Source organism: Alistipes shahii WAL 8301 (genome assembly GCF_025145845.1).
In the GTDB taxonomy this organism is placed as follows: Bacteria; Bacteroidota; Bacteroidia; order Bacteroidales; family Rikenellaceae; genus Alistipes; species Alistipes shahii.
In genome coordinates this window covers 602,486-624,334 of record NZ_CP102253.1, presented here as the reverse complement: position 1 = coordinate 624,334, position 21,849 = coordinate 602,486, and the positions used below count along the sequence as shown (strand labels likewise).

Annotated in this window: 25 protein-coding genes and 2 pseudogenes; 6 read left to right on the top strand and 21 right to left on the bottom strand. The window is 50.7% G+C overall.

Annotation, left to right across the window (positions count from 1 at the left end; genetic code table 11):
* Nucleotides 1-47 precede the first annotated feature (47 nt).
* The 15 genes and pseudogenes from traM to NQ492_RS02660 form a co-directional block, all read right to left on the bottom strand.
* Entirely contained in the window at nt 48-1,328 is a 1,281-nt protein-coding gene (traM, locus tag NQ492_RS02730; RefSeq protein ID WP_004319142.1) for a conjugative transposon protein TraM, read from the bottom strand.
* On the bottom strand, nt 1,303-1,602 hold the full coding sequence (locus tag NQ492_RS02725; RefSeq protein WP_004319143.1) for a TraL conjugative transposon family protein: 300 nt from the start codon (nt 1,600-1,602) through the stop codon (nt 1,303-1,305). Before NQ492_RS02725 ends, traM begins: the two co-directional genes overlap by 26 nt.
* Before the next feature lie 4 nt (nt 1,603-1,606).
* Nucleotides 1,607-2,230 carry a conjugative transposon protein TraK gene (gene traK / locus NQ492_RS02720; protein ID WP_004295450.1) on the bottom strand — a complete coding sequence of 208 codons (624 nt, stop codon included), beginning with the start codon at nt 2,228-2,230 and terminating at the stop codon, nt 1,607-1,609.
* Nucleotides 2,231-2,241: 11 nt separating this feature from the next.
* A complete protein-coding gene (gene traJ, locus NQ492_RS02715; RefSeq protein WP_004303797.1) occupies nt 2,242-3,321 on the bottom strand; it encodes a conjugative transposon protein TraJ in 1,080 nt (359 codons plus the stop codon).
* A 19-nt stretch (nt 3,322-3,340) separates the two neighbouring features.
* The gene (locus NQ492_RS02710; protein WP_004319146.1) at nt 3,341-3,961 is read right to left on the bottom strand and encodes a DUF4141 domain-containing protein; all 621 of its coding nucleotides are present in this window, start codon (nt 3,959-3,961) and stop codon (nt 3,341-3,343) included.
* A 35-nt stretch (nt 3,962-3,996) separates the two neighbouring features.
* Nucleotides 3,997-4,311, bottom strand: coding sequence for a DUF3876 domain-containing protein (locus tag NQ492_RS02705; RefSeq protein WP_004303798.1), 315 nt, complete (start codon nt 4,309-4,311; stop codon nt 3,997-3,999).
* Nucleotides 4,312-4,325: 14 nt separating this feature from the next.
* Nucleotides 4,326-5,903, bottom strand: a pseudogene (locus NQ492_RS02700) (TraG family conjugative transposon ATPase); the annotation flags it as partial.
* A gap of 113 nt (nt 5,904-6,016) precedes the next feature.
* Nucleotides 6,017-7,678 carry a group II intron reverse transcriptase/maturase gene (gene ltrA, locus NQ492_RS02695; RefSeq protein WP_004319152.1) on the bottom strand — a complete coding sequence of 554 codons (1,662 nt, stop codon included), beginning with the start codon at nt 7,676-7,678 and terminating at the stop codon, nt 6,017-6,019.
* A gap of 601 nt (nt 7,679-8,279) precedes the next feature.
* A pseudogene (locus NQ492_RS02690) lies at nt 8,280-9,200 on the bottom strand (TraG family conjugative transposon ATPase); the annotation flags it as partial.
* Nucleotides 9,197-9,523, bottom strand: a complete 327-nt coding sequence (locus tag NQ492_RS02685) for a DUF4133 domain-containing protein (protein WP_032558190.1) — start codon at nt 9,521-9,523, stop codon at nt 9,197-9,199. The gene NQ492_RS02685 and the pseudogene NQ492_RS02690, both read right to left, overlap by 4 nt.
* Nucleotides 9,524-9,543: 20 nt before the next feature.
* Nucleotides 9,544-9,846, bottom strand: a complete 303-nt coding sequence (locus NQ492_RS02680; protein ID WP_004303800.1) for a DUF4134 domain-containing protein — start codon at nt 9,844-9,846, stop codon at nt 9,544-9,546.
* Nucleotides 9,847-9,991: 145 nt separating this feature from the next.
* On the bottom strand, nt 9,992-10,732 hold the full coding sequence (locus tag NQ492_RS02675) for a hypothetical protein (RefSeq protein WP_004303801.1): 741 nt from the start codon (nt 10,730-10,732) through the stop codon (nt 9,992-9,994).
* On the bottom strand, nt 10,729-11,148 hold the full coding sequence (locus NQ492_RS02670) for a DUF3408 domain-containing protein (RefSeq protein ID WP_004303802.1): 420 nt from the start codon (nt 11,146-11,148) through the stop codon (nt 10,729-10,731). Before NQ492_RS02670 ends, NQ492_RS02675 begins: the two co-directional genes overlap by 4 nt.
* A 43-nt stretch (nt 11,149-11,191) precedes the next feature.
* Entirely contained in the window at nt 11,192-11,614 is a 423-nt protein-coding gene (locus tag NQ492_RS02665) for a DUF3408 domain-containing protein (protein ID WP_004295459.1), read from the bottom strand.
* A gap of 6 nt (nt 11,615-11,620) precedes the next feature.
* A complete protein-coding gene (locus tag NQ492_RS02660; RefSeq protein WP_015547221.1) occupies nt 11,621-12,373 on the bottom strand; it encodes a ParA family protein in 753 nt (250 codons plus the stop codon).
* A 703-nt stretch (nt 12,374-13,076) separates the two neighbouring features.
* On the opposite strand from NQ492_RS02660, the gene mobA reads away from it, so the two are divergent.
* The 6 genes from mobA to NQ492_RS02630 all read left to right on the top strand — a co-directional run bounded on the left by mobA (nt 13,077) and on the right by NQ492_RS02630 (nt 17,904).
* The gene (gene mobA / locus NQ492_RS02655; RefSeq protein ID WP_004295462.1) at nt 13,077-13,499 is read left to right on the top strand and encodes a conjugal transfer protein MobA; all 423 of its coding nucleotides are present in this window, start codon (nt 13,077-13,079) and stop codon (nt 13,497-13,499) included.
* Nucleotides 13,493-14,638 (top strand): conjugal transfer protein MobB, encoded by a 1,146-nt coding sequence (mobB, locus tag NQ492_RS02650; protein ID WP_004295463.1) that lies wholly within the window; start codon nt 13,493-13,495, stop codon nt 14,636-14,638. The genes mobA and mobB overlap by 7 nt, the downstream gene beginning before the upstream one ends.
* Before the next feature lie 37 nt (nt 14,639-14,675).
* Complete coding sequence (gene mobC / locus NQ492_RS02645; protein ID WP_005681351.1) at nt 14,676-16,685, top strand: conjugal transfer protein MobC; 2,010 nt, start codon at nt 14,676-14,678, stop codon at nt 16,683-16,685.
* Between the two features lie 154 nt (nt 16,686-16,839).
* Complete coding sequence (locus tag NQ492_RS02640) at nt 16,840-17,121, top strand: Imm17 family immunity protein (protein WP_004295465.1); 282 nt, start codon at nt 16,840-16,842, stop codon at nt 17,119-17,121.
* A 4-nt stretch (nt 17,122-17,125) separates the two neighbouring features.
* Nucleotides 17,126-17,521, top strand: coding sequence for a hypothetical protein (locus tag NQ492_RS02635; RefSeq protein ID WP_004295466.1), 396 nt, complete (start codon nt 17,126-17,128; stop codon nt 17,519-17,521).
* Complete coding sequence (locus NQ492_RS02630; RefSeq protein WP_004295467.1) at nt 17,518-17,904, top strand: hypothetical protein; 387 nt, start codon at nt 17,518-17,520, stop codon at nt 17,902-17,904. The genes NQ492_RS02635 and NQ492_RS02630 overlap by 4 nt, the downstream gene beginning before the upstream one ends.
* A 28-nt stretch (nt 17,905-17,932) precedes the next feature.
* On the opposite strand, the gene NQ492_RS02625 is transcribed toward NQ492_RS02630, so the two are convergent.
* The 6 genes from NQ492_RS02625 to NQ492_RS02600 all read right to left on the bottom strand — a co-directional run bounded on the left by NQ492_RS02625 (nt 17,933) and on the right by NQ492_RS02600 (nt 21,766).
* Nucleotides 17,933-18,523, bottom strand: a complete 591-nt coding sequence (locus NQ492_RS02625; protein WP_004319175.1) for a DUF4948 family protein — start codon at nt 18,521-18,523, stop codon at nt 17,933-17,935.
* Nucleotides 18,524-18,615: 92 nt separating this feature from the next.
* Complete coding sequence (locus tag NQ492_RS02620) at nt 18,616-19,161, bottom strand: imm11 family protein (RefSeq protein ID WP_083810223.1); 546 nt, start codon at nt 19,159-19,161, stop codon at nt 18,616-18,618.
* A 75-nt stretch (nt 19,162-19,236) separates the two neighbouring features.
* Nucleotides 19,237-19,842, bottom strand: a complete 606-nt coding sequence (locus NQ492_RS02615) for a hypothetical protein (RefSeq protein ID WP_004295470.1) — start codon at nt 19,840-19,842, stop codon at nt 19,237-19,239.
* Between the two features lie 65 nt (nt 19,843-19,907).
* On the bottom strand, nt 19,908-20,528 hold the full coding sequence (locus NQ492_RS02610) for a hypothetical protein (RefSeq protein WP_004295471.1): 621 nt from the start codon (nt 20,526-20,528) through the stop codon (nt 19,908-19,910).
* 58 nt (nt 20,529-20,586) lie between these two features.
* A complete protein-coding gene (locus tag NQ492_RS02605; protein ID WP_004295472.1) occupies nt 20,587-21,342 on the bottom strand; it encodes a DUF6630 family protein in 756 nt (251 codons plus the stop codon).
* Between the two features lie 70 nt (nt 21,343-21,412).
* Entirely contained in the window at nt 21,413-21,766 is a 354-nt protein-coding gene (locus NQ492_RS02600) for a hypothetical protein (RefSeq protein WP_008763881.1), read from the bottom strand.
* Nucleotides 21,767-21,849: the final 83 nt, after the last annotated feature.

Sequence of the window (21,849 nt, the reverse complement as noted above, 5' to 3'; positions counted from 1 at the left end):
AAAAATGGATTTTTTCAGTGGTGTACGGAAGTACGTCGTTTGTACCCTTATTGAAGGGGCGGGAGCAGCAGGACGCTGTAACCGGCCTTGAGCGTGACCTTGACCGAGCGCATCTTCTTGCTCACGTATTGCGACACGCCCTGGATGGCGCTGCGCCCCAGGTCGGAGAGCAGTTGCGAACCGGCATCGTCCGTGATCGTGATACTGCTGCCCATGCCCGCGCCCATATTGGCGGCGATCTCCTTCACGGCATTGAGTTCTTCCGACCCCGGCACGGGAATACCCTCGTTGCCGTTCGTGTCATAGACCGACAGATCGACCGGAACGACCGCCCCGCCGTGCTGGACAGCGCTGACCTTGACCGTCAGCCGTTCACCGTTGATCCTCGCCGCCCCCGTTACGGGCGTACCCGAGGGGATGAGCAGATCTCCCGCCATCATCGGTTCCAGCAGCCGGAAAGTAACCTCCCCGCCATCGGTGAGCGTCACGGTTTGCTGCACGGCGGCACGGATACTGTTGCGCTCGGGCTCGCGAAGGTCGCTCCCCACCGTGTTGAAACCCCAGTTCCGGGGCTTGACGAACTCACGGGCGAAGACCGAATCGGGCAGCGGGGCGGCAAGCAGCGACACGATGTTACGGCGCACCTGGCGCACGGGCTGCACGGAAGCCTTGCCGGAAACGGAGGCTTTCTGACGCGGGGCTTCAGGGGCCTGACCGCCGTTCATGTAGCGGGCGGCGATCTCGTAGGACTTCTCCAGCAGCGCCACCTGCTCCTCCTGGGCCGTTTTCTGCGCCTGCTGTTCTTCCAGGCGGCGTTCCAGTTCCTCGATGCGGGCCTGCATCTCGCGCTCTTCCCCCGTTTCACCGGCGGTGTCCTCGTAGAAACTGCCTAACTGGCGGTTGATGTCGGCATAGGCGGCACGGGAAGTCCGGAAAGCTCCCGACGAACCGCCGGCAGGGCCGGAAGACTTATCCGGCACGGCAGCGGGCATGACGGGCTCTTCCTCCTCGTCCTCCATCCCGAACGCGAAATCCTGCAAGGAGCGCATCTTTTCCCGCTCCCTGCGCCGCATCTCCTCCTGCACGTAGGCATCACGCTTGTCCGAGAGGATACCCTCCGATTCCGGGGTCGGCAGCTCCGTGTTGAAACCCGCCGAAGGCTCCTCCCGTTCTTTTTCGCCGGGGGAGAAGATCAGCCACATGCACCCGGCAAAGGCCAGGAAAAAGAGCGGGAAGACCACCATCTTCTTCCGCATCTGTATCTGCCGGGGCGTGAGTTCCTTTTTCCCCGCCTCCGGCCGTTTATTCTGTTTTTCGTTCGTCGTCATAATTGAAATCTTTTAGATGTTTTACACTGTCGGCCTCCTGCCGTTGTCTTAATTCCAGCTCCAGCCGCTCGATATGCCGTATCTGCATCCGTTCCCCGGCTCCCTTGCCGAAGCGGTAGATGGAAGACACGGTAAAGTAGAGCGACAAGACGGAAAAGAACAAGAGCAGCGTGAGGATCACGATAATCCGCTTATCGGGCGAGAGCGCCCCGCAAGCGCGGCGCAGGAGGTCTTCGACCCACTCCCCGAAAGCCTTTATTCTCTTCTTTGCCATAGCCTTATCTTTTTAATGTACGTAAATCGCGGTTCTCCAGAATCTCGAATTTCTCCATGATGAAACCCTGCGGGTTATTGTCCGAACGCCCCGAGTTGATCAGCTCGCAGCGCGTGACCAGCGAACGCTCGGTGATGTTGCTCTCGCGGACAATCATTTGCCGGGCATAGGTCATGGCCCGGTAGGGATAGGCGTTGAAGTCGCACACCACGGAGTCCACCTCGATACGCTGGCTGATGTTCCCCGACACCACACGGTTGTAGTAACCTTTCTCCTGCATGTCCTGGTAATAGGCGAAGGCACTCTTATCGACCAGGAACAGCGCGCGGTTGATGTTGCTTTCGATGGCCGCACGGTCGGGCGAGAGGGTAAAGAACAACTCGTGAAAACGCCGGATATGTTCGCGCGCCTCCACGGGGCGGTTCTGGCTCAAATCCTGCGAGAGCGCCAGCATCAGCGACTTGCCCCCGTCCAGGACGTAGATCTTCTCGCGCTGCTTTTCGGCGAAACGGAAGCTCGCGACCACGCTGAACACGGATACCAGCGCGCACAGGCAGAGGAACACGATACCGAAAAGCCGAATCTGCCTGAAACTTGTTTCGATGTTTTTTAATGACTTGAATTCCATTGTCCAAATTGTTATGAATGATTACTGTTACCTTGTGTTGCCAGGTTGCGCCCGTTGGGGGCACTGCCCGAAGCCGGGCCACCGCCGCCGTTACCGGAGGAGGAACCGCCACCGCCGCGACGCCCGAACGTGCGGCCGATCATGTTGCCGGCGATACCGCCCGCGACACCCGTGGCGAATGCCCCGGCCTTGTTGATACCGCCCATAGCCCCGCCGGCTCCGCCCGACTGGATCACCCACTCGGCAACGGTGGGGATCGTGAAATAGCCTATGATACCTATAATCAAAAAGATAATATAGACACCGCTGCCGCTGTCGGGAATGTAGTTGGGGTCTTGCAGGGCCAGGACGTCCGCCTGGAGCATCAACGTCTGGATCTTGGCCAGCACCGCGGAGAACAGGTCGGCGATGGGAAGCCAAAGGTACACGCTGATATAGCGGGAAATCCAGCTCGCGAGCGTCGAGTGGAAGCCGTCGTAAATGGAGAGGGCGAACGACAAGGGCCCCAGAATCGACAGCACGACTAAAAAGAATGTCCGCAGCGTGTCGATGGTAAGCCCCGCGGCGTTGAACAACAACTCGAAGAAGTCCCGGACAAGCTGCCGGAAACCGGCCTTGATGTCGTACCACGTGCGTTCGGCCCACATGCTGATAATCTCGCCCAAATCCGTGATACCCATATCCGCAAGCCGTTGTTCATACACCTCGTCGTCCACTAACCAAGCCTTGCCCTCGCGCCTGCGGGCCTCGGCTTCCAAATCGTCCTTCTGTTGCTGGTATGCCTGCAAATCCAACGTCTGCCCCTCCAGTATGGCGTGCGTGCCCTGCACCACGGGCGACATCACGGCGTTGATCGTCCCCAGAACCACGGTGGGAAAGAACATCACGCACAAGCCGATGGCGAAAGGCCGCAGGAGCGGGAACACGTCGATAGGCTCCGCATTGGCCAGTGCCTTCCATACCCGGTAAGCCACGTAAAAGAGCGCACCCAGGCCGGCGATACCTTTCGCCACCCCGATCATGTCGCCGCATAGCGGCATCATCTCCTGATACAGGTTCCGGAGAACCTGGTGTAAATTGTCGAAATCCATGACTGCCTCCGTTTTCAGGTTACCAATATCTGTCGTTCGGGTTCCCGTAAAGTGCCAGCACCCGGTGCGCGTCGCCCTTTTCGCGGCCGCGGATGAAGGACACGGAGATGGTCTTGCGCGTGTAATAGCGCGTGAGGTTGCGGTACTCCAGCATCTTCGTGTAAACCTGATCCACCACGTCCATCCGCTCCTTGTCCGAGAGCGAGAGGCCGTTGCCGCCGGTTATGACCGTCTTGAGTTCCGCCACCAGCGCGCCGCCCTCCTCCAGCAGCCGGGCGTAACCCGCCGAGATCGCCGCCAGCTCGTCCACCGTGAAGTTCGGGTCTGAAACCATACGGTTGAATCCCGAGGTGTAGATTTCCGTGATCTCGCTGACCATTTCGAGCGTCAGCTTCACCTTCCGGGCATCCTTGATGATGTTATGCACCGATTTGAGGGCGTCGTAGTAAGCCTTGCTCTGGTTATAAATCTTGATACTCTCTTGCAGCGACTTGACCATGTTGGTCGCCGTGGTCGAGCTTTGAACCGCGCTCTTGATGTTCTGAACGAGGTTCGACGGGTCGATGACCGTCCACTGCGCTTTTGCCTGGTACGTGAAGCAAAGAAGCCCCACGAACAGCGTTAAAATCAATCGTTTCATCCTTTTCATTATTTAATTCGTGAATACTTGGGCGGTCATTCCGACGCCCGGTAATAATCCCCGTAGGCGGAGAGCTGGAGCACCTCGCGCCCCGCATCGTAGGCCAGGGCGACATACCCGTAGAGGTCGAAGTAACGGATGCCTCCCCAATACTTCCTCACGGGACGGGAGAAGCGTGTCCCGTCCTTGTAAGACACCTCCACGTAAAAACCGCCGCCCCGGCGTCCCGGGTTGCGGTAGATGCGAACCCGGGGAGAACCCGAGCGGCTTTCCCACTCGCCCGCCACCTCGTACAGCGCGAAGTCCAAACGCGCCGCCGTGGGGTCTGATCCGATACACTTGCGATACATGGCCTGCCCTCCCTTTAACGTTTGCCCTCGGCGAGCTGCCTGATCGCCAGTTCCATATCACCGCCCAGCTCGCCGGCAAGCCGCTGCACCTCCACTTTCTCCGTTTCCTCGGTCGTGTAGGCCAGGTACTCCGGGACGCTGACCTCCGTGGCATAGACCGCCGACTGAACGCCGCCCAGACCGATCCAGACCTCCTTGTATTTACGGGAAGGGTCGTTGGACTGGTTGATCGAGAGAATCTGCGCCTTCTCCTTGTCGGTCAGCCCCAACAAGGACTGAATCGCGTCGAAACGGTTCATGAACTTGCGCTGGTCGAGCAGGATCTTGCAGTCCGAGTTGTTGATGATCGCCTCCTTGACCACCGGGCTGGAAATGATGTCCTCGACCTCCTGCGTCACCACGATGGCCTCACCGTAGTATTTGCGGACGGTTTTATACATATAACGCAGATATTCAGCCATATTGGCCGTAGAGAGCGCCTTCCAGGCCTCCTCGACGATGAGCTGTTTGCGTACCCCCTTGAGCCGTCTCATCTTGTTTATGAAAGCCTCCATGATGATGATGGTGACCACGGGAAAAAGCTCCTTGTTTTCCTTGATGGAATCCACCTCGAAGACCACGAAGCGCTTCGAGAGCAGGTCGATGTTGGCCCGGGAGTTCAGAAGGAAGTCGTAGCGTCCGCCCTTGTAATACTGCCGCAGGGTGATGAGCATGTTGTCGATGTTGAAATCCTCGCGGCTGACCCGGATCTCCCGCTCCTCCAGCTCGCGGCGGTAGTCGTCCCGCAGGTACTCGTAGAAACTGTCGAAACACGGCACGATATTCCGGTCGGCGCGGATACGCTCGATATAGGCGTTCACGGCACTGCCCAGCTCGCCGCTCTCGGTCTTCGTGATCTTGTCGTCCTCGGTTTTCCAGAGTGTCAGCAGCAGCGTCTTGATGCTGTCCTTCTTCTCCACGTCGAAATAGTAATCGTCGGTGTAGAACGGGTTGAAACTGATGGGATGTTCCTCGGTATAGGTAAAATACACGCCGTCCTCACCTTTGGTCTTACGCCGGATCAGCTCGCAAAGACCCTGGTAGCTGTTACCGGTATCCACCAGCACGACATGCGTGCCCTGCTCCCAGTATTGGCGGACTAAATGATTCATAAAGAATGACTTGCCTGACCCCGAGCCGCCTAACACGAATTTATTCCTGTTGGTAATGATCCCTTTTTTCATCGGTTCGTCCGAGATGTCCAGGTGCAGGGGCCTGCCGCTTACGCGGTCGCACAGCTTGATGCCGAAAGGACTGGACGAGGATTTATAGTTGGTTTCCTCCGTGAAGAAACAGACCGCGGGCTCGATGAACGTGTAGAACGATTCCTCGGCGGGGAAATCCCCCGCATTGCCCGGCATACCCGCCCAGTAGAGCGTGGCGGCGTCCACGGTGTTGTGGCGCGGGCGGCACTCCATCAGAGCGAGCTGGCTGCCCACATCATTGCGGATATGCCGGAGCTCCTGCACGTCGTCCGACCAGGCCAGCACGTTGAAATGGGCCCGGACGGATTGAAGACCGAACGAGTGCGCCTCGTTGAGATACTGGTCGATGTCGAGTAGGTCAGCCCCCTTACGGGAGCTTTCCCCTCTAAGAACCGTACGTGAGAGTTTCCCCTCATACGGCTCAAGCAATTCAAAACTTTTATTTGTAACTAAAAGCCGGCTCATAGTAACTTCCATTTATTTCTGTTAGTAATTCGGCTGCAATGATCATGTATTAGGACTTTCGCCTTTCTACTGCTCCCTGTCATTTCAGTAATTTTCCAGGGAGTTTCCCGTGTGATGTGCTTGCCACACACAGGGCAACATTGCATTTGCTGATTCCACAGGCGATAGATATATTGCTTGCCGTCTAAGTGTGCAAGCATTCTTCGGGTCTTGTATTGATCGAAGAAATCTTTCCAATCGGCATCATATGGGTTGGCCTCACTGCGGATTTTGATATGTCGCTTTATTTTCGTATCCGACAATCTCACAAGAGTGTGGTATTTATCCACTTTCCTGTTTTCAAGCGGTACGGCAAAAGTCCAGCTTCTACCTCTTACAGTGTGATAATACTTGTTGGCAATCCATCGTTTACCTTTTTTGGGATGTCTTCTGCGAGACCATCGCCATAGTTTGTTGAAAATTTGTGCATCTGTTTTACGGAAAGTTTCCGATGCAGAACACCCCTTGTAGTAGTTCGCCCATCCTCTAATGACTGGGTTTAGCAATCGTATCAAAGATTGTTGCTTAGAAGACTTGTTCTTGTCCACTATTTCACGAACCTTATCTAAAAATCTCTTTCGACTCTTCTTGGATGGTTTTGTGATAAACTTGCCTTTATATTTTCTGATATTGAACCCAAGAAAATCAAACCCTTCTTCTATATGAGTTATCTTAGTCTTTTCTTCTGATAAGGTAAGCCCTCTTGCTTGAAGAAACTCAATGACTAATGGTTTAACATGGTTCTCCAACAACTCCTTACTCTCTCCTGTGATAATAAAATCATCCGCGTAGCGAACAAGATTTATCATAGGAGTATAGTAATTTTTCTTCGAGCGGTTTATCGGAAAGCTATCGGCAAGCAGTTTTTCCAGTCCGTCCAAAGTCATATTTGCAAGAGTTGGGGAGATGATGCCGCCTTGAGGAGTTCCCTCCTCTGTCGGAAAAAGTTGCTTGTTGAAAATAAATCCACTTTTCAACCATTTACGGAGCAAAACTTTATCCATAGGGATATTGTCAAGCAACCATTCATGACTGATATGGTCGAAACAACCTTTGATATCACCTTCTAAGATCCATTGTGGGGATGTCGTCCTTGCCAGGTCATTGAAGCATTGTTGAACGGCATCTGCCGTGCTCCTTTCTTTTCTGAAACCATAAGAATTGGCATCAGCCGTTGTTTCAGCTACGGGAGCCAGTGCCATCAGATACAATGCCTGCATAGCCCGGTCTTTCATAGTTGGTATACCCAATGGTCTTAATTTCCCGTTACTCTTTCTGATATGTACTCGTCTCAGAGGTTGGGGTGTATAACCTCTCCTTTTCAGTTCGGTTATTGCACACACTTTAGCATCTGGCGTTTTCCATGTTACCATATCGACGCCAGCCGTTTTACTCCCATTATTGGAAGTTACACGTCTTACCGCTAATGCTTTAGCGTAAAACGAGTGGGTCAGTGTCCACTGCAAGGCTTTGACCTTGTTGTGGCGACCCTCTTTTTGAGCCTTTACAATACGCGCTTGTAGCTTTTGAACCGCAGCTTCGCATTTGAGCCAATTTATACTGTCCCATTTGCTCTGCGTTTGGTCAGTCGATGCACACGATTTTTTAATTTCGTTCATTTGCTTTTCTCCTTTTAAAAGTTCTAAAAGTTTCTTGTAAAGAATCACCTACCGCAGAAGTCAGCCTGCTTTCGCAGCGGGATGATGTTTCAATCCCTATTCACCCCATTACAGGGTGGCATTCGCTTTTTCTGCAATCCTATACCCGCACTCCATTCGGCATTCCTTACGGTCTGCTTACCTGTCATTGGCAGGAGAAATACGGGCTTACTACGTTCCGTGCAAGTAACTTATAAGTGGGTTAGGTTCTGTCTATTACACCGGCAGTACTCTGTTCGTGTATTCCCAGAATGGAGAGGAATAACCGACTGCTTCCCTTTTGGGCTGAAGCCTATCAGTATCTTTGGCTTCTTCAACCTTACGACGTTTAGACGACAGTTCGCTTACGCTAACCATACCACCCAAGCCAAGCTCCCTGACTGTATGATACTAACAGCCATTGTCTTTCCCTCACGGTTCTGACTGCTCCTTTCGGAAGGGCTACCTTGTCTGGACAGCTTTGATACAGTATATTACTATTGGTGCATCTGTCCATAGGCTACCGTTGACGAAACAACGGGTTAAATCTAAGTTTAACAATTACTTACACAGCGACGTATCGCACCCACTCCTTGTTTATCTGGTTCCCGCGGGAGTAGCGGGAAAGGGACTGCATGTTACGCGCACGTTTCTCGAACATACGCAGGTTTTCGTCGCTGTCTTCCAGGAACACGTACTGGTTGTAAAGGTGGTCGCAGGAAAGCAGAAGCCCCACGGGGGCCGCGAACGAGAGCAGGCAGTCCGAACGGTCGGTGGAAAGACGCTCGTAACGGGTGTCCGTACCCACGCGCCCCGGCAGGTCTTCCGTGTCCGAGAGCGTGTGCAGGCACACCCGTTTGTTACCCACGCGCAGAACCTCGGCCCCCAGCTCGATGTCCTGAAGAGAAGTCGTCTCCGAGAGCGAGAGGGAAAAGTACCGTTCCAGCAGGCCCGGACAATCCGCCGTACCCGTGATCTCGTCCCCCGTGAGGCGGACAAGGGTCAGGAAACCCGAATCGTTCAGAATACGCTCGAACTGTTCCGCCGCCTCCAGGAATTTTGTCGCCGCCTCCCGGTTTACCTCTTTGGGAATGATGTTGCCCCGGCAGAGGGTCGAGAAGTCTGAACGCATGTGCATACGCTCCCTCGTCGTTTTCGTCAGGTAGAGGAAGCAGGCGTGGGTCAGGAACGGACGCTCGTTGAAATGCCGCTCGTAACTGCGGGAGAGGAAACTCATGTCCCCCTCGCCCGTGGCCGGGCGGTAACGCTCGCGGATGAACCAGTCCTGCTTGTGTACCACGCTGTATTCGGGCAAGACCTTCAGGGCCTTGCACCAGGCGGCGTGGATCGCCTCGTACTCGGCGGACGTGACGGTGAACAGCTCCGGGAGTTCGACCCGATAGACGACCGTTATGTCCGCGTCCTTGCTGATGATACAACCGCCTTCCACGGCCAGGAGCGGGAACTTGCTTTCCAGCGTGGTAGCTTTCAAGATGTTTCTCATACGCGGCCCCCCTTTCTTTTCAGCAACCGGCGCAGGGACTTGCGGTTGAGCAGGTAGCGGGGATGCCGGCGCGCGGCGAGCAGCTTCATCAGCCCGTGTTCCCCGTAACGGGCGTTCAGGCGGAAGGTAAGCCAGACCAGCACCGAAGCCGCCGCAACGCCGAAAGCGATACATACCCACTGATCGACCCCTGCCATGTAGAGGATGACGAACACCACGAAGACGGCCAGCAGGCCGCCCGCGAAGATGAAGAGGTACTGCGCCTTCAGGCCCCGGAACTCCACGCTCTTGCCGATTCCCTTGTTGATTCCATATTCCATAATTATTTGCATGACAGGTTGGACTACAAGAAGAAAGAGCGTAGGATCGTCGCGGCGACAATCAGGAAAATACACGCGCCGAACCAGCTCGCGGCGGTCTTCGACGTGTCGGGGTCGCCGCTCGAAAACTTGTTATAGACCTTGATCCCCCCGATAAGGCCGACCACAGCCCCAATCGCGTAGATGAGCTTCGTTCCGGGATCGAAGTAGCTGGTTACCATGTTGGTAGCCTCCGTAATGCCGGCGATGCCGTTGCCCTGCGCGAAGGCGGAGGAGATGGCGGCAAAGAGAAATGCCGCCGGAAGAAGAATCTTGTTCTTTCTCATAACTCGATAATGTTTGAATTGTGGCGCGGGGATGGATAGGCCCCGCACCGGGTTAAACTTCTTGATTCGGATTTTTTCAGTGGTTCGAGGATAGCCTCACGCGCTACCCGTAGTCTTTTTCTTTCATCGTGATGTCATTATGGGGTTAAACAAACTCACGGACGTCGAAACCCGTGGGAACCGAACCCTGCGGAGATGGGCTTTCCGCAGACCTCTCGGACATACGCCGGTGAAAGGCCGAGAGGTAGGTGTCGATCAGGGATTTTACCCTGTCGTTCCCGTCGGGGCGGCCCGAAACGATGACCTCGAACATGTCGGTCTGTTTCAGGCCCAGGAGGACACGTCCCGTTTCCTCCCTTTGCTCGTCTGTTGAAGGTGGATCGTGTACCACGTGGCGGTAGGCTTCGCCCATCTGTTCAAAACTAACCCCCTGGGCAAGCGAGCGGCCCAAAAGGGGCAGCTCTTCGGTGTCGTCTTCATCCTCGTCATAATCCGGCTCCTCCGCGTCCGCATCCGGGAAAGATTCATCGTACAGCGGAAAGTCGATTTCCAGAGGTTCGTTAGGCTCCCCCTCGGGAGCGACACCGAACACTTCATCCAGGTCTTCCGGCGGAATCTGCCGGGGGTGTTCGGGTACATTCGTGGGCACAAATATATCGGCTTTTTCCGTAACTTTTTCAGTTTCAGATTCTACGGCAGCTTGTGGCCGGGAGTGGCGCGGGTCGAGGACAAAGCGGCTCCTGCCGATGATCTCCTGCCGGCAGGGCGTGTCTTCGGCAACGATCCCGTCTGCCGGTTCGTTACGTTCCATCCGCCGCAGGCGGAAAAACGCCCACAAGGCATACCCCACGGCAAAGAGGGGCAGCAGCCACAACGCCCCGTTCATCGCTCCTCCGCTTTGGGTTGCAGGGAGGCCACGGCCTCACGCTCCTCGAAAAGCCGCTCGATGGTTTCCCGGTTATCGTCCAGGTGCGCCTTGAGAACCTTGTCCACGTAGGCCGTGATCGTCACGTCGCCACGACCGATGACACGGGTGATCTCGCGGATACGCTCGTGGTACGACGGACGTATCTTCACGTGCTTGTTACCGGCGAAAGGCAGCCGCAGCAGGCAGATGTAACGGGCCAGGTACTCGGCCTCGGGGGTGGGGACAGTCCCCACGGCGACCTCCCCCGAAGGGCCGTCGGGGACGATAAGGGTTTTCATCCTGCGCCGGTAGCGGCACACGCGGAAGATGAAGGGTACGGCGACGCAAAGGACGGCCGCCAGGATAACAGATAAAATAATTGCTTTGTCTGACATGATGGATTGTTTTTAATGGATTGTAAAAATATTGGGTTCATAACTAAAAAATATCGGAGTTCCGTTTCTTGTAGAGTTCCGAAATTTCCTCCTGATAGGTCGCGAAATGCTGCTCCAGCACATTGTCCAGGTAGCTATACAGCGAGAGTTCGTTCTTACCGATAACCTGCACTATCCGGGTTATACGCTCGTGAAACTCCTTGCGGATATACACCGTTTTGCCGCTTCGGGTATTGGAGGGGGCGTTCCGGATAAAAAGACGCTCGTAATCCTGGCCTTTCCCTCTTCGGCGGCGTCCCTCCTCTTTCGTAGCCGACGAGGAGGCGGCCTCGCCGGACGGTTCCGATAGAGCCGATGCCTCCTCCTCTTTTTCCGGCGTGTAAGGATGTAGTGGCCGGTTTCGGCTTTTGGCCTGGCTGATGATGAAGGAAGCGTCCAAACCGTCGTCATGTTCTTTTCCGCTCATAAGATTCTACTTTAACAGTTCGATCAATTCATCCACGAGTTTATCCAGGTTGCTGCCCCGGATCAAAGAACGGTCTGCCGGGAAGAGCGTGGAGCGGAAGACAGAGCGACGGCTGGCGTTCTGCTCACGACGAAAACGCTTGGTGTCAGGCAGGAAGGTCTTCAGAACAGGAAGCTCCAACTCTTTCATTACCGCCTCGTAAACCTGATATAATTCTGTCTTTTCACGTCCGTCCACCATGTTCCATAGCATATACAGCCCTTTCATCCGGGACTTCTCGCGGCCCATGATATGCTCCTTTACCACAACCGCGTAATTCAGGGTGCTTTCCATGACAACCCGGTCGGCACTGATCGGGGCGACGAGATAATCCATTCCGGCCAGGGAATGAATCAGATCCTCGTTATTGATCGTACCGGGAAGGTCGAAGAACACATAATCGAAATCACCTTGCGGCAGGAGGTAGTCGGCATCGGCCAACGCCTCTTTCGTGTTGCTTTCCACGACAGGATAGGCTTTCTTTTGAAGCCGGGTGAATTGTTCGTAAGCTAACCTCTTGTAATGTTCGTCTTCGAGGGCAAGCTTCAGGTCACGTTCCCGCATCTCCACGATGGAGTGTTGGGGATAATCGCAGTCGATGACCGCGACATTGAAACCCTTTACATAGTGCAGGTAAGAGGCTGCCAGCACCGTGAGGGTGGTTTTGCCCGCTCCGCCTTTTTGGGTGGAGAAGGCCACGAATTTCGTTTTCTCTTTCATTGTTCCATGCGTTTTTAGTTATACAATCGGGTAATCGTTCATCTCTTCACGTATCCGGGCAAGTGACGGCATGAGATTTTATGCAGGTATGCCGGCACGCATATATGCTGGTGCGCTGGCAGGCTGTTACGCCGGTATGCCGGTGCATGGGCGCGTGTCCGATTTTATACTCATGCGCAACCGCATTTGCTTATCCGGACAAAGACCCGCTTTTTCCTCTGCACACGGTGTTTTCTGCATCCGTCCGCACGTGTGCGGACAGGAGGATGTGTCATTGCCCGTATCCGTTCTCACGTGCAAAGTAAACCCTTAAAAACACGGGTTGTATGCTCTTTTTCCGCTATGGCCGCGTGTGGCGTCAAAGTGGACGCAAGTGGCATAATCGCTTGTGGTACAAGCGATTGAATAGGTCGGTATCTTTGCCTCGTGAACGATCCCGACGCTAATGAAGCCGTCCTTGCCCCGTTTTACGGCGGCTCTTTCAATGTTCTGTCCGCGAGCGGGCAGAAGGTATTTGCAAAGGGCAAATAGCAAGCTGTGTTTTCTGCTGCACGATTCTCGTTTTGCAGCAGAAAACAGCTTGCCCGCAAGGGGGAGAAAGCACCTCCGGAGTCGGTGCTTTTCAGAAGGGCGGCAGGCCGCGAAGGGATCGGAATTTTCAGGAACCGGTGGGGCTCTGGCCTCTCCTTAAAATTTCGATGCGATGGAAAAGAACAGAAAGCCCCGAGGGGGCAAAGGGGGACGACCCGCGAAAAACGACCCGGCCGTTTACCGCTTTTCGGTAAACTTTTCAGCCGTGGAACATGCCCGTTTCCTCGACCTTTACGAGCAGTCCGGGCTATTGTCCAAAGCCGCTTTTATCAAAGCGAGAGTGTTCAACGAGGCGTTCCGGGTGGTAAAGACCGACCGGGGAACGCTCGAATACGTGGCGAAGCTGACCGCTTTCCACGCCCAATTCCGTGCCGTGGGAACGAATTACAACCAGGTGGTGAAGGAGCTGCACGCGCATTTTTCCGAGAAGAAAACACTCGCGCTGCTCTATAAACTGGAGAGAGCGACACGTGAACTGGCGGCCGTCGGGCAGCAGGTCGTGTCGCTCTCCGAAGAGTTCAAACAGCGATGGTAGCCAATATCACCACCGGAAAAGACGTGTACGGCGCGCTGGCGTACAACCAGGAGAAAGTCGATCGGGGCGACGGGAAAGTACTGCTGACCCACATAGTGAGGGAGCCGGCGGATGGGCGCTTCAACGTGGCCGCGACGGCAGAAGACCTCCTGCGCTGGATGCCCTCGCACTACCGGACGGAAAAACCCGTCGTGCACGTATCGCTCAACCCGGCTCCCGAAGACCGCCTTGACGACGGGCAGCTCGCGGAGATAGCCGGGGCCTACATGGAGCGCATGGGCTGGGGAGGACAACCTTATATCGTATTCAAGCATACCGACATCGGACGGGAGCATATCCATATCGTGTCGGTGCAGGTGGCCCAGGACGGGCGCAAGATAAACGACAGCAGGCGCAACGAACGCAGCGTGGCCGTTACCGAGGAACTGGAACGGGAGTACGGACTGCATCCCGCCAAAGGGAGAAGGCGGGAGAAAGGGCAAGGGATCGTCCCCGCCGATTACACGCGGGGCGACCTGAAACGCCAGGTGGCAGCGGTAATAAAACCGGCCGTGGCGACATACCGCTTCCAGACCCTCGGCGAGTTCCGGGCATTGCTGTCCTTATATAATATAGGTATAGAGGAAGTCCGGGGAGAGCGGAACGGAACCCCCTACCGGGGATTGCTCTACACGCTGCTGGACGAGAACGGGGACAAGGCAGTGGCCGCGCCGCTCAAATCCTCACTGTTCGGTAAAGAGGTCGGGTATGACGGGCTGGAACGGCACATGGAGCGTAGCGCCGAACGGTTCGGGAAGGACGACACGAGGAGGCAAATCCGTGGCCGGGTCGATAAAGCGCTTCGGGGAGAACCCACGGAGGAAGAACTGCGCGAACGCCTGCGGGGAGCCCGGGTGGATCTCTACATACGACGCAACGAAAACGGCCGCATCGTGGGTGTGACGTTCATTGACCACGAAACACGGACGGTCGTGAACGGATCACGGCTGGGAAAGGCATACTCGGCCAACGCCTTCGAGCTGCGCTTCGGCGGAAAACGGAATCCCGGGGAAAACACGAGGGGCTTGTCCCCGAAACAAGCGCCTGCCGGACGGGACGGGCAACGGAAGCGGAATACCTCACGACGGAGGAAAGTATAACATCTCAATTATCATTCATTTATTAAATCTTACGGTTATGCAACAGGAAGACGACCTTCGGGGTCTTGCTAAAACAATGGATTTCATGCGGGCATTGAGTATCTTGTTCGTGGTTATCAACATCTACTGGTTCTGCTACGGGCAGATACGGGAATGGGGAATCAATATCGGCGTGGTCGATAGGATTCTGCTGAACTTCGACCGCACCGCGGGGCTGTTCCGGAATATACTATGGACGAAACTTTTCGCCGTAGTGTTCCTCGCCCTTTCATGCCTCGGGACAAAAGGAGTAAAAGAGGAGAAAATTACCTGGCGGAAAATCACGGCATCGCTGGCCACGGGAGGCGTGCTGTTCTTCTTCAACTGGTGGCTGCTGGACTTGCCGCTGACGGCAGCGGCGAACGCGGCTTTCTACATACTGACCCTATCGGCCGGGTATATCTGCCTCTTGATGGGCGGCGTGTGGATGTCCCGCCTGCTGAAGAACAATCTCATGGATGACCCTTTCAATAACGAGAACGAATCATTCCAGCAGGAAACACGCCTGATCGAGAACGAGTACTCCATAAATCTGCCGACGAAATTTTACTATAACAAACAGTGGAACAACGGGTTCGCCAACGTTGTAAACCCGCAAAGGGCTTGCATCTGCATGGGAAGCCCGGGCAGCGGGAAGAGTTATTGTGTTGTAAACCAGTTTATTAAACAGCAAATCGAAAAGGGCTATACCCAATACATCTATGACTACAAGTTTCCCGATCTTTCGGAAATCGCTTACAACCACCTGCTGAATCACCAGAAAGGTTACAAGAAAATCCCGACTTTCTACGTCATAAATTTCGACGACCCGCGCCGCTCGCACCGCTGTAACCCCATTCACCCGGACTTCATGACCGATATTTCGGACGCCTACGAGAGCGCCTATACCATCATGCTCAACCTGAACCGAAGCTGGGTGCAGAAGCAGGGCGATTTTTTTGTGGAAAGCCCCATTATCCTTTTCGCGGCCGTGATCTGGTTCCTGCGCATCTACGACAACGGGCGGTATTGTACCTTCCCGCACGCCATCGAGTTCCTGAACAAGCGGTACGAGGATATTTTCCCGATTCTGACATCCTACCCGGAACTCGAAAACTACCTCAGCCCCTTTATGGATGCCTGGCTCGGAGGCGCTCAAGACCAGCTCCAGGGCCAGATAGCATCGGCCAAAATTCCGCTTTCCCGCATGATTTCGCCCCAGCTATATTGGGTCATGTCGGGCGATGACTTCACGCTCGACATCAATAACCCGAACGATCCCAAGATACTCTGCGTGGGGAACAATCCCGACAGGCAAAACATTTACGGAGCGGCTTTGGGATTGTATAATTCCCGGATTGTCAAGCTCATAAATAAGAAAGGCCAGCTCAAATCGGGCATCATCATCGACGAGCTGCCGACAATCTACTTCAAGGGACTCGACAACCTGATCGCCACGGCCAGAAGCAACAAGGTCGCCGTGCTGCTGTGCTTCCAGGATTTTTCACAGTTGAAGAGGGACTACGGGGACAAGGAGGCCGCCGTCGTGATGAACACGGTGGGCAACATCTTCTCCGGGCAGGTCGTAGGTGAAACGGCCAAGACACTCTCGGAACGGTTCGGTAAGGTATTGCAGAAGCGGCAGAGCATGACGTTGAGCCGCAGCGACAAATCGACATCCATATCCACGCAGCTGGACAGCCTGATCCCGGCCTCGAAGATCTCGACGCTCACGCAGGGAATGTTCGTCGGGGCTGTGGCGGACAATTTCGACGAACGTATCGAGCAGAAGATTTTCCACTGCGAGATTGTCGTGGACAACGAAAAAGTGAAAGCGGAAACGGCCCGGTACAAGAAGATACCACAAATTACCGATTTCACGGACGAGAACGGGACGGATCACATGAAACAGGTCGTGCAGGAAAACTACGAACGTATCAAGGCAGAGGCCGGCCGCATCGTCGCCGAGGAACTGGAACGTATCAAGAACGACCCGGTGCTTTGCAAGCTCCTGCCGGAACAGAACTAAATGAACACAAACACCCCCGCAAACACCCTCCGTTACCTTAACGGGGGCTGTTTCTTGGTTTTATAACCGCACAGCCGGTGTTTTGGAGCATAAAGTAGTGATTATGTGAACAGAAAACATTATTTTTGTGTTCGGAATCCTTTTAATTATAAGTATGACAGTTACCGATATATACGAAGCAATGAACAGCAAGGCGGAAGCGTTTTTCGAGTGGTTGCAGGCTCACCCGAAATACGGGTTGCTGTTTGGTGTCGGGTTGCTTGCCCTATGGCTTGCAGGGTTGCTGTTCCGTTGGAAATGGGCGTGTCATTGGCAGTTTAACAGCAAACTGTGGTTATTTGACGATTGCAAGCCTGAAACACGCCGCAGGGTTCAGATTGTGTTGGTCAGCGTTCTGATTATACTTATATTGGTTGGTTTCTTTGTATGGAGATAACGGTATGGAAAAGGACAATCGCAAATACCGGATCTGCTTCATCGACTATATGTGGTATGTAGCCGAGATATGGCACGAAAGGGAGCGTACCAATCTCAACGGACGTATGCTACTGTTTTGGTGCTGGCTCTTCGTCCTACTCATACCGCTTGGGGTTCCGCCGATATTGCGCCTTTTCGGCTGGATGATTGGTTTGGCCATAGTGATTCCTCTCTGCTTTCTTCCCGATTTATTCTGCAAGCTACGCTATACAGCCGGACGGCGTGAAGCGCTCCGTGAACATTACGGGAAGATGAAACATCCCGGCAGGAAGCTCGCCAAAATAGTTCTTATCGCTATCGCCCTGATCGTGGCAAATGTAGCGCTGATGTTCCACCTCGGATTTATACATTGGGCATGATGAAACGGCAGGAGAATAAGCAACGGTTCTATCTCTGGGACTACCTCTGGTGGATGGGGGAGAAATTGGAACAAGCAAGACGAACAGGCAGGGTCGATGGCGAAATGATGCTCTCGATTTATATCTTCGCTCTTTTGATATTCCCTATGATGACTGTTACTATCCGGCTTTTTCCAGGTGTGTCGGCATTGTTGCCATGTGTCGTTTTTAGCATTGTCACATTTGCCGTTATGTCGCTCGTCAGCAGGATTTACAAATGGCGAGGCAAAGCAGTGATGTCTCACTATGCCAAGTGCAGGTTTAACGAACTCCTTGCGGTTCTGTTATTTTTCCTTGCGATAGCCATTATCTGCTTTATGATGTATCTTCTTGACAAAAAGTGAAACAAGCTTTGATACGAACTCCGGGCCGTTATATCGAATGGTCTAACTCGATGTACCAGTTTCCCTTGATGGGTTTGTAAAGCGTGGTGTCGTTGTACGTCCTGCGGTAGATCTCGTTCAGGTCGCCATATTCGGTGATACGGATATTCCGACGGCTTCTCAATCCGGGATCGTAAACGAAACTCTTGGACGTTCCCGCATCCACGATGCCGTGGGAGTAGTACGGCATAACAAGGCTCACATATACCGAATCTGCCGTTCCCCATTCCCTGCGATCAACAAGGATAAAACCGCATCCAATCTCTGATAACAAGGAGTCGAGTAGGATTCGCTCCGGCTTCAACAGTCCATATACCGGAATGTCTTGTTCGTCATTCGTTTCATGGAATGTATCGCTTTGTTCTGTTGAATCAAGTATAATGACCTCTTCCGGAGAAAGCGGCGGGTAGTGAAAACTACCTTCTGAACTCTCTGCCATGATTTCGTACACCTTACGGAACGCCACCTCGTGCGTGGTGAAATGGCGTATCATTTCCTCGTCCGACGGCGGCATGGGAGGCTCTCCGCAGCTTGCGGCAAGCAGGATTACAAATAACAGGATTATGATTGGTGTTCTCATTTTCTAATGTTTAATAGGATGCAGATAATCACTGTTTAAGTGATTGATGTGCGTGTTATCAATACTTTAACTACAAACTTTAAAACAATCATTCATTTTATAATAATAGTTTCGTATCTATCAAAATGTATTCCTTGAAGATGATGTTTCAATACAAGGTTCTTAAATTCCTCCCCATAAAAAGTATAGCGACAATTTACATTCGGAAGTCTGAAAATAGTTTGCTCTTGGATTTTATTTTTATCCAACACAAATTTATTTATACAACCCACCCATCCTCTTTCTTTATCTAACCACACTATATCTGATTCTTTTTCAATCAAAGCATCTATTATATTGGTACAATGAAAAAAATAAAAACCTTTTGGCGACTTTATATCAAGAATTTCTCCATTTTTGATAAGAATATTTTCTAAAATACTTAATGCTTTGTCGCTAATAGTTAATAGAGGATTACAAAATTGTGATAAATCAAAATGTTTATGTCTATTACTTTTTTTCCATATATATTCCATCTCAGGAGGATTCCACTGCTTTAGTAAACCTTCAGCATGTCCCATACAATTTTGCCAATCTTCCACATTTGGAAAACGTAAATCGTTAAATCCTTCTAAACTACCTATTAAGTAAAAGTTCATATTGTCGTACTGTAATTGATAATGGTTTGACGGGGAACGGCGTTAGTCCGTTATCCCGGCTTGTTAATATTAAATTTATGTTTCCTGATAGATTGTTTCAGAATATAATTCTGTCGAAAGAATAATAGATTTTAATTCTCCATTAGACTTATAATCAAATGAATGTTGTAACGTATCCTGTTCAATATCATTTCTATCAAATTGTCTTATAACTATTTTTTGTAGGCGGTCATTTTCATAAAAATATGTTTCTTCTCTACTTCCACGAGAACCCTTTGAATACATTTTCTCTATTTTACCATTACTTCCATATAGATAATATCGGACATTCACAATACGTTTGCTATTATCATATGCAATAGTTTTCATGAGTTCCTTTTCATAAATGAAAAAGGTGTAATAGAATTGATTTTTAAGTTCCAAGCCCTCTCGGATTTCTATAATTTGATTTTTTACATCGAAATAATAAGTAAATAGGTTATTAGTTGTTTTGAGAGAAGTTACATTTCCAACTATTTTCCCTTGCTTAAACCTGTTTCTTTGATAAGAATAAGGGGATATTTCGTAGAACTCACCTTTGTAATTCTCTTCCCTTACAACATTCTTATCAATTTCTCTTTTCAATTCATCAAACATATTTCTCAATGAATTAAAATCATCTTTCAATTTATCAGGTATCATAGTGTTTCCTTTTAATATTAATGTTTGGTGGCTAACCGACCTTTCAGGGGTAGTTAAGCCGCTTGTTAGCAACCTCTTTTCGTTTTATAGATTATTTCAGAATATCCATTTGGAAATGATTTGGTAATACTTTCTAAAGCCCCATCGTCTTGATATTGGAATATATGAATTAAATCATTACCACTATTACCCTCAATATCATATTGTTTGACTTCAATATGTGTCAAAGCATTTTCTTTATAGATATAATTCTCTTCACGGCAACCATACCTACCACATAACTGTGACCGTTTCAGCTTTCCGCCCTCAAAAAAGTAATGGCATACATTCATCAAATGTTTTCCATTATCGTATAGAATACTTTTCACAAGATTGTCTGTATAATACAGGAAAGTGTGATAAAACTGATTTTCAATAGAACAACCAACCTTAACTTCTACGATTTGATTTTGGTTATTAAATCCGTAGATACAAAGATTTTTGGTGCTTTTTATTGTATCAGGACGCTTTACAGGTTTTCCTTGTTTGCAACCATTACGCTGATAGGAATATGGAGTAAGTTCATAAAACTCGCCCTTATACAACTCAGTCCTGACAACATCGTCTTCTATTTGTTGCCTTATGGTTTCAAAGTCATTTTTCAATGCTTCAAATTCAGTTCTTATAGTTTCTCCAATCATTTTCATCTTTTTGGGGTTGCTAATGTTCGGCAGCGTTCCGCTTATTCAATCGGTTTGCTGTTTGTTATCGGTCTATTTCTTCTGTTTCAATCTTGCCTCCAAGTTGTTCAATTTCTTTTCGATATTCATCCACAATTATAGAGTTCCCTATTCCAAGTAAAATTTTATCTCTTGAACAAAATTCCTTGATTTCACTTAGTGGAACAGAAAATTTCTTTTTTAAGTACAGCATAATTTTAGGCAATTCATTTCCCTTGTCTGCAAGATATATATTGTAAATCTTAGGACTAATGATTGTCAGATAATCATCTAATTCCGTATTCTCAAATTGCACAAACTCGGCAGTTGGTAATATTGCATAACGAAAACAATCCGATTTTGTATCACAAAACACAATGGAATAACCGCCTCTGTTAAGTTGCTTGTTCATAGCTTGGAACAACAAAGGCAAATAGTCACCTCGGCGAATTTTGTCCCAATCCAAAGAATCCTCAAACTTTTTAGTGTTCCATAAGAAACGTTCTATCCCATAATTCTTTAACATCATCGTAATGGAACGCTTAACCTGCCCTGAATATTCTTCACCACTCCAATCAATAACTGCCATTCTGTGAGAAACTATAGCAAAACAAAGCATAATATCTACTTCACTAAATTCATTGTCTTCAGAGCTTGTATCGTACCATCCCTTTTCAAACATTTTCCTATGTTGAAGGACAAAGGTTCTCTTATCTATATTGAACAACTGAATCATTTCTAAAAATTCATCATAGTGTTCTTTTAATAACACTTTAGCGAATAATTGAAGTTTACTATCCATATTTTAATTTTTAGACCGATAATGTTTGTTGGATAATCGACCTTTGGAAGATTAATCCGTATGCTATCGTTTATTTCAACTTAATTAGTTTTTCATATTGACAAGAAACATCAAGAAGTTTATCTACTAATTCATCTCCAAGCCAACAATCTATTAGATATTTGCCATAACTTGGTGTAAACGAGTAAATATCTTTATCAATCGCATTAATCATATTTTCCAATTCTTTTTGTACATTATGTAATGCACCATCAGGAAGAGAAGTCTTCCTACATTCAAAAGGTTGCGCTAATATTCTTTTTACATCATCAAGTATATTCACACAACAACTTTTTACTGTTTCTTTTCTACTTACCATATTAAACGATAATGTTTGGTGGCTAACCGACCTTTCAGGGGAGGTTAAGCCGCTTGTTACTAACATTTTATTGTGTCAATTCATTATTAGTTTTACAACAGACCAATGACATTTGCAACAATATATATTGTCGCTATGTTGTTCTATAC

Coding starts and splice junctions, on each gene's coding strand:
- traM (WP_004319142.1), bottom strand. CDS start 1,328: ATGACGACGAACGAAAAACAGAATAAACGGCCGGAGGCGGGGAAAAAG.
- NQ492_RS02725 (WP_004319143.1), bottom strand. CDS start 1,602: ATGGCAAAGAAGAGAATAAAGGCTTTCGGGGAGTGGGTCGAAGACCTC.
- traK (WP_004295450.1), bottom strand. CDS start 2,230: ATGGAATTCAAGTCATTAAAAAACATCGAAACAAGTTTCAGGCAGATT.
- traJ (WP_004303797.1), bottom strand. CDS start 3,321: ATGGATTTCGACAATTTACACCAGGTTCTCCGGAACCTGTATCAGGAG.
- NQ492_RS02710 (WP_004319146.1), bottom strand. CDS start 3,961: ATGAAACGATTGATTTTAACGCTGTTCGTGGGGCTTCTTTGCTTCACG.
- NQ492_RS02705 (WP_004303798.1), bottom strand. CDS start 4,311: ATGTATCGCAAGTGTATCGGATCAGACCCCACGGCGGCGCGTTTGGAC.
- ltrA (WP_004319152.1), bottom strand. CDS start 7,678: ATGAACGAAATTAAAAAATCGTGTGCATCGACTGACCAAACGCAGAGC.
- NQ492_RS02680 (WP_004303800.1), bottom strand. CDS start 9,846: ATGAGAAAGAACAAGATTCTTCTTCCGGCGGCATTTCTCTTTGCCGCC.
- NQ492_RS02675 (WP_004303801.1), bottom strand. CDS start 10,732: ATGAACGGGGCGTTGTGGCTGCTGCCCCTCTTTGCCGTGGGGTATGCC.
- NQ492_RS02670 (WP_004303802.1), bottom strand. CDS start 11,148: ATGTCAGACAAAGCAATTATTTTATCTGTTATCCTGGCGGCCGTCCTT.
- NQ492_RS02665 (WP_004295459.1), bottom strand. CDS start 11,614: ATGAGCGGAAAAGAACATGACGACGGTTTGGACGCTTCCTTCATCATC.
- NQ492_RS02660 (WP_015547221.1), bottom strand. CDS start 12,373: ATGAAAGAGAAAACGAAATTCGTGGCCTTCTCCACCCAAAAAGGCGGA.
- mobA (WP_004295462.1), top strand. CDS start 13,077: ATGGAAAAGAACAGAAAGCCCCGAGGGGGCAAAGGGGGACGACCCGCG.
- mobB (WP_004295463.1), top strand. CDS start 13,493: ATGGTAGCCAATATCACCACCGGAAAAGACGTGTACGGCGCGCTGGCG.
- mobC (WP_005681351.1), top strand. CDS start 14,676: ATGCAACAGGAAGACGACCTTCGGGGTCTTGCTAAAACAATGGATTTC.
- NQ492_RS02640 (WP_004295465.1), top strand. CDS start 16,840: ATGACAGTTACCGATATATACGAAGCAATGAACAGCAAGGCGGAAGCG.
- NQ492_RS02635 (WP_004295466.1), top strand. CDS start 17,126: ATGGAAAAGGACAATCGCAAATACCGGATCTGCTTCATCGACTATATG.
- NQ492_RS02630 (WP_004295467.1), top strand. CDS start 17,518: ATGATGAAACGGCAGGAGAATAAGCAACGGTTCTATCTCTGGGACTAC.
- NQ492_RS02625 (WP_004319175.1), bottom strand. CDS start 18,523: ATGAGAACACCAATCATAATCCTGTTATTTGTAATCCTGCTTGCCGCA.
- NQ492_RS02620 (WP_083810223.1), bottom strand. CDS start 19,161: ATGAACTTTTACTTAATAGGTAGTTTAGAAGGATTTAACGATTTACGT.
- NQ492_RS02615 (WP_004295470.1), bottom strand. CDS start 19,842: ATGATACCTGATAAATTGAAAGATGATTTTAATTCATTGAGAAATATG.
- NQ492_RS02610 (WP_004295471.1), bottom strand. CDS start 20,528: ATGAAAATGATTGGAGAAACTATAAGAACTGAATTTGAAGCATTGAAA.
- NQ492_RS02605 (WP_004295472.1), bottom strand. CDS start 21,342: ATGGATAGTAAACTTCAATTATTCGCTAAAGTGTTATTAAAAGAACAC.
- NQ492_RS02600 (WP_008763881.1), bottom strand. CDS start 21,766: ATGTTAGTAACAAGCGGCTTAACCTCCCCTGAAAGGTCGGTTAGCCAC.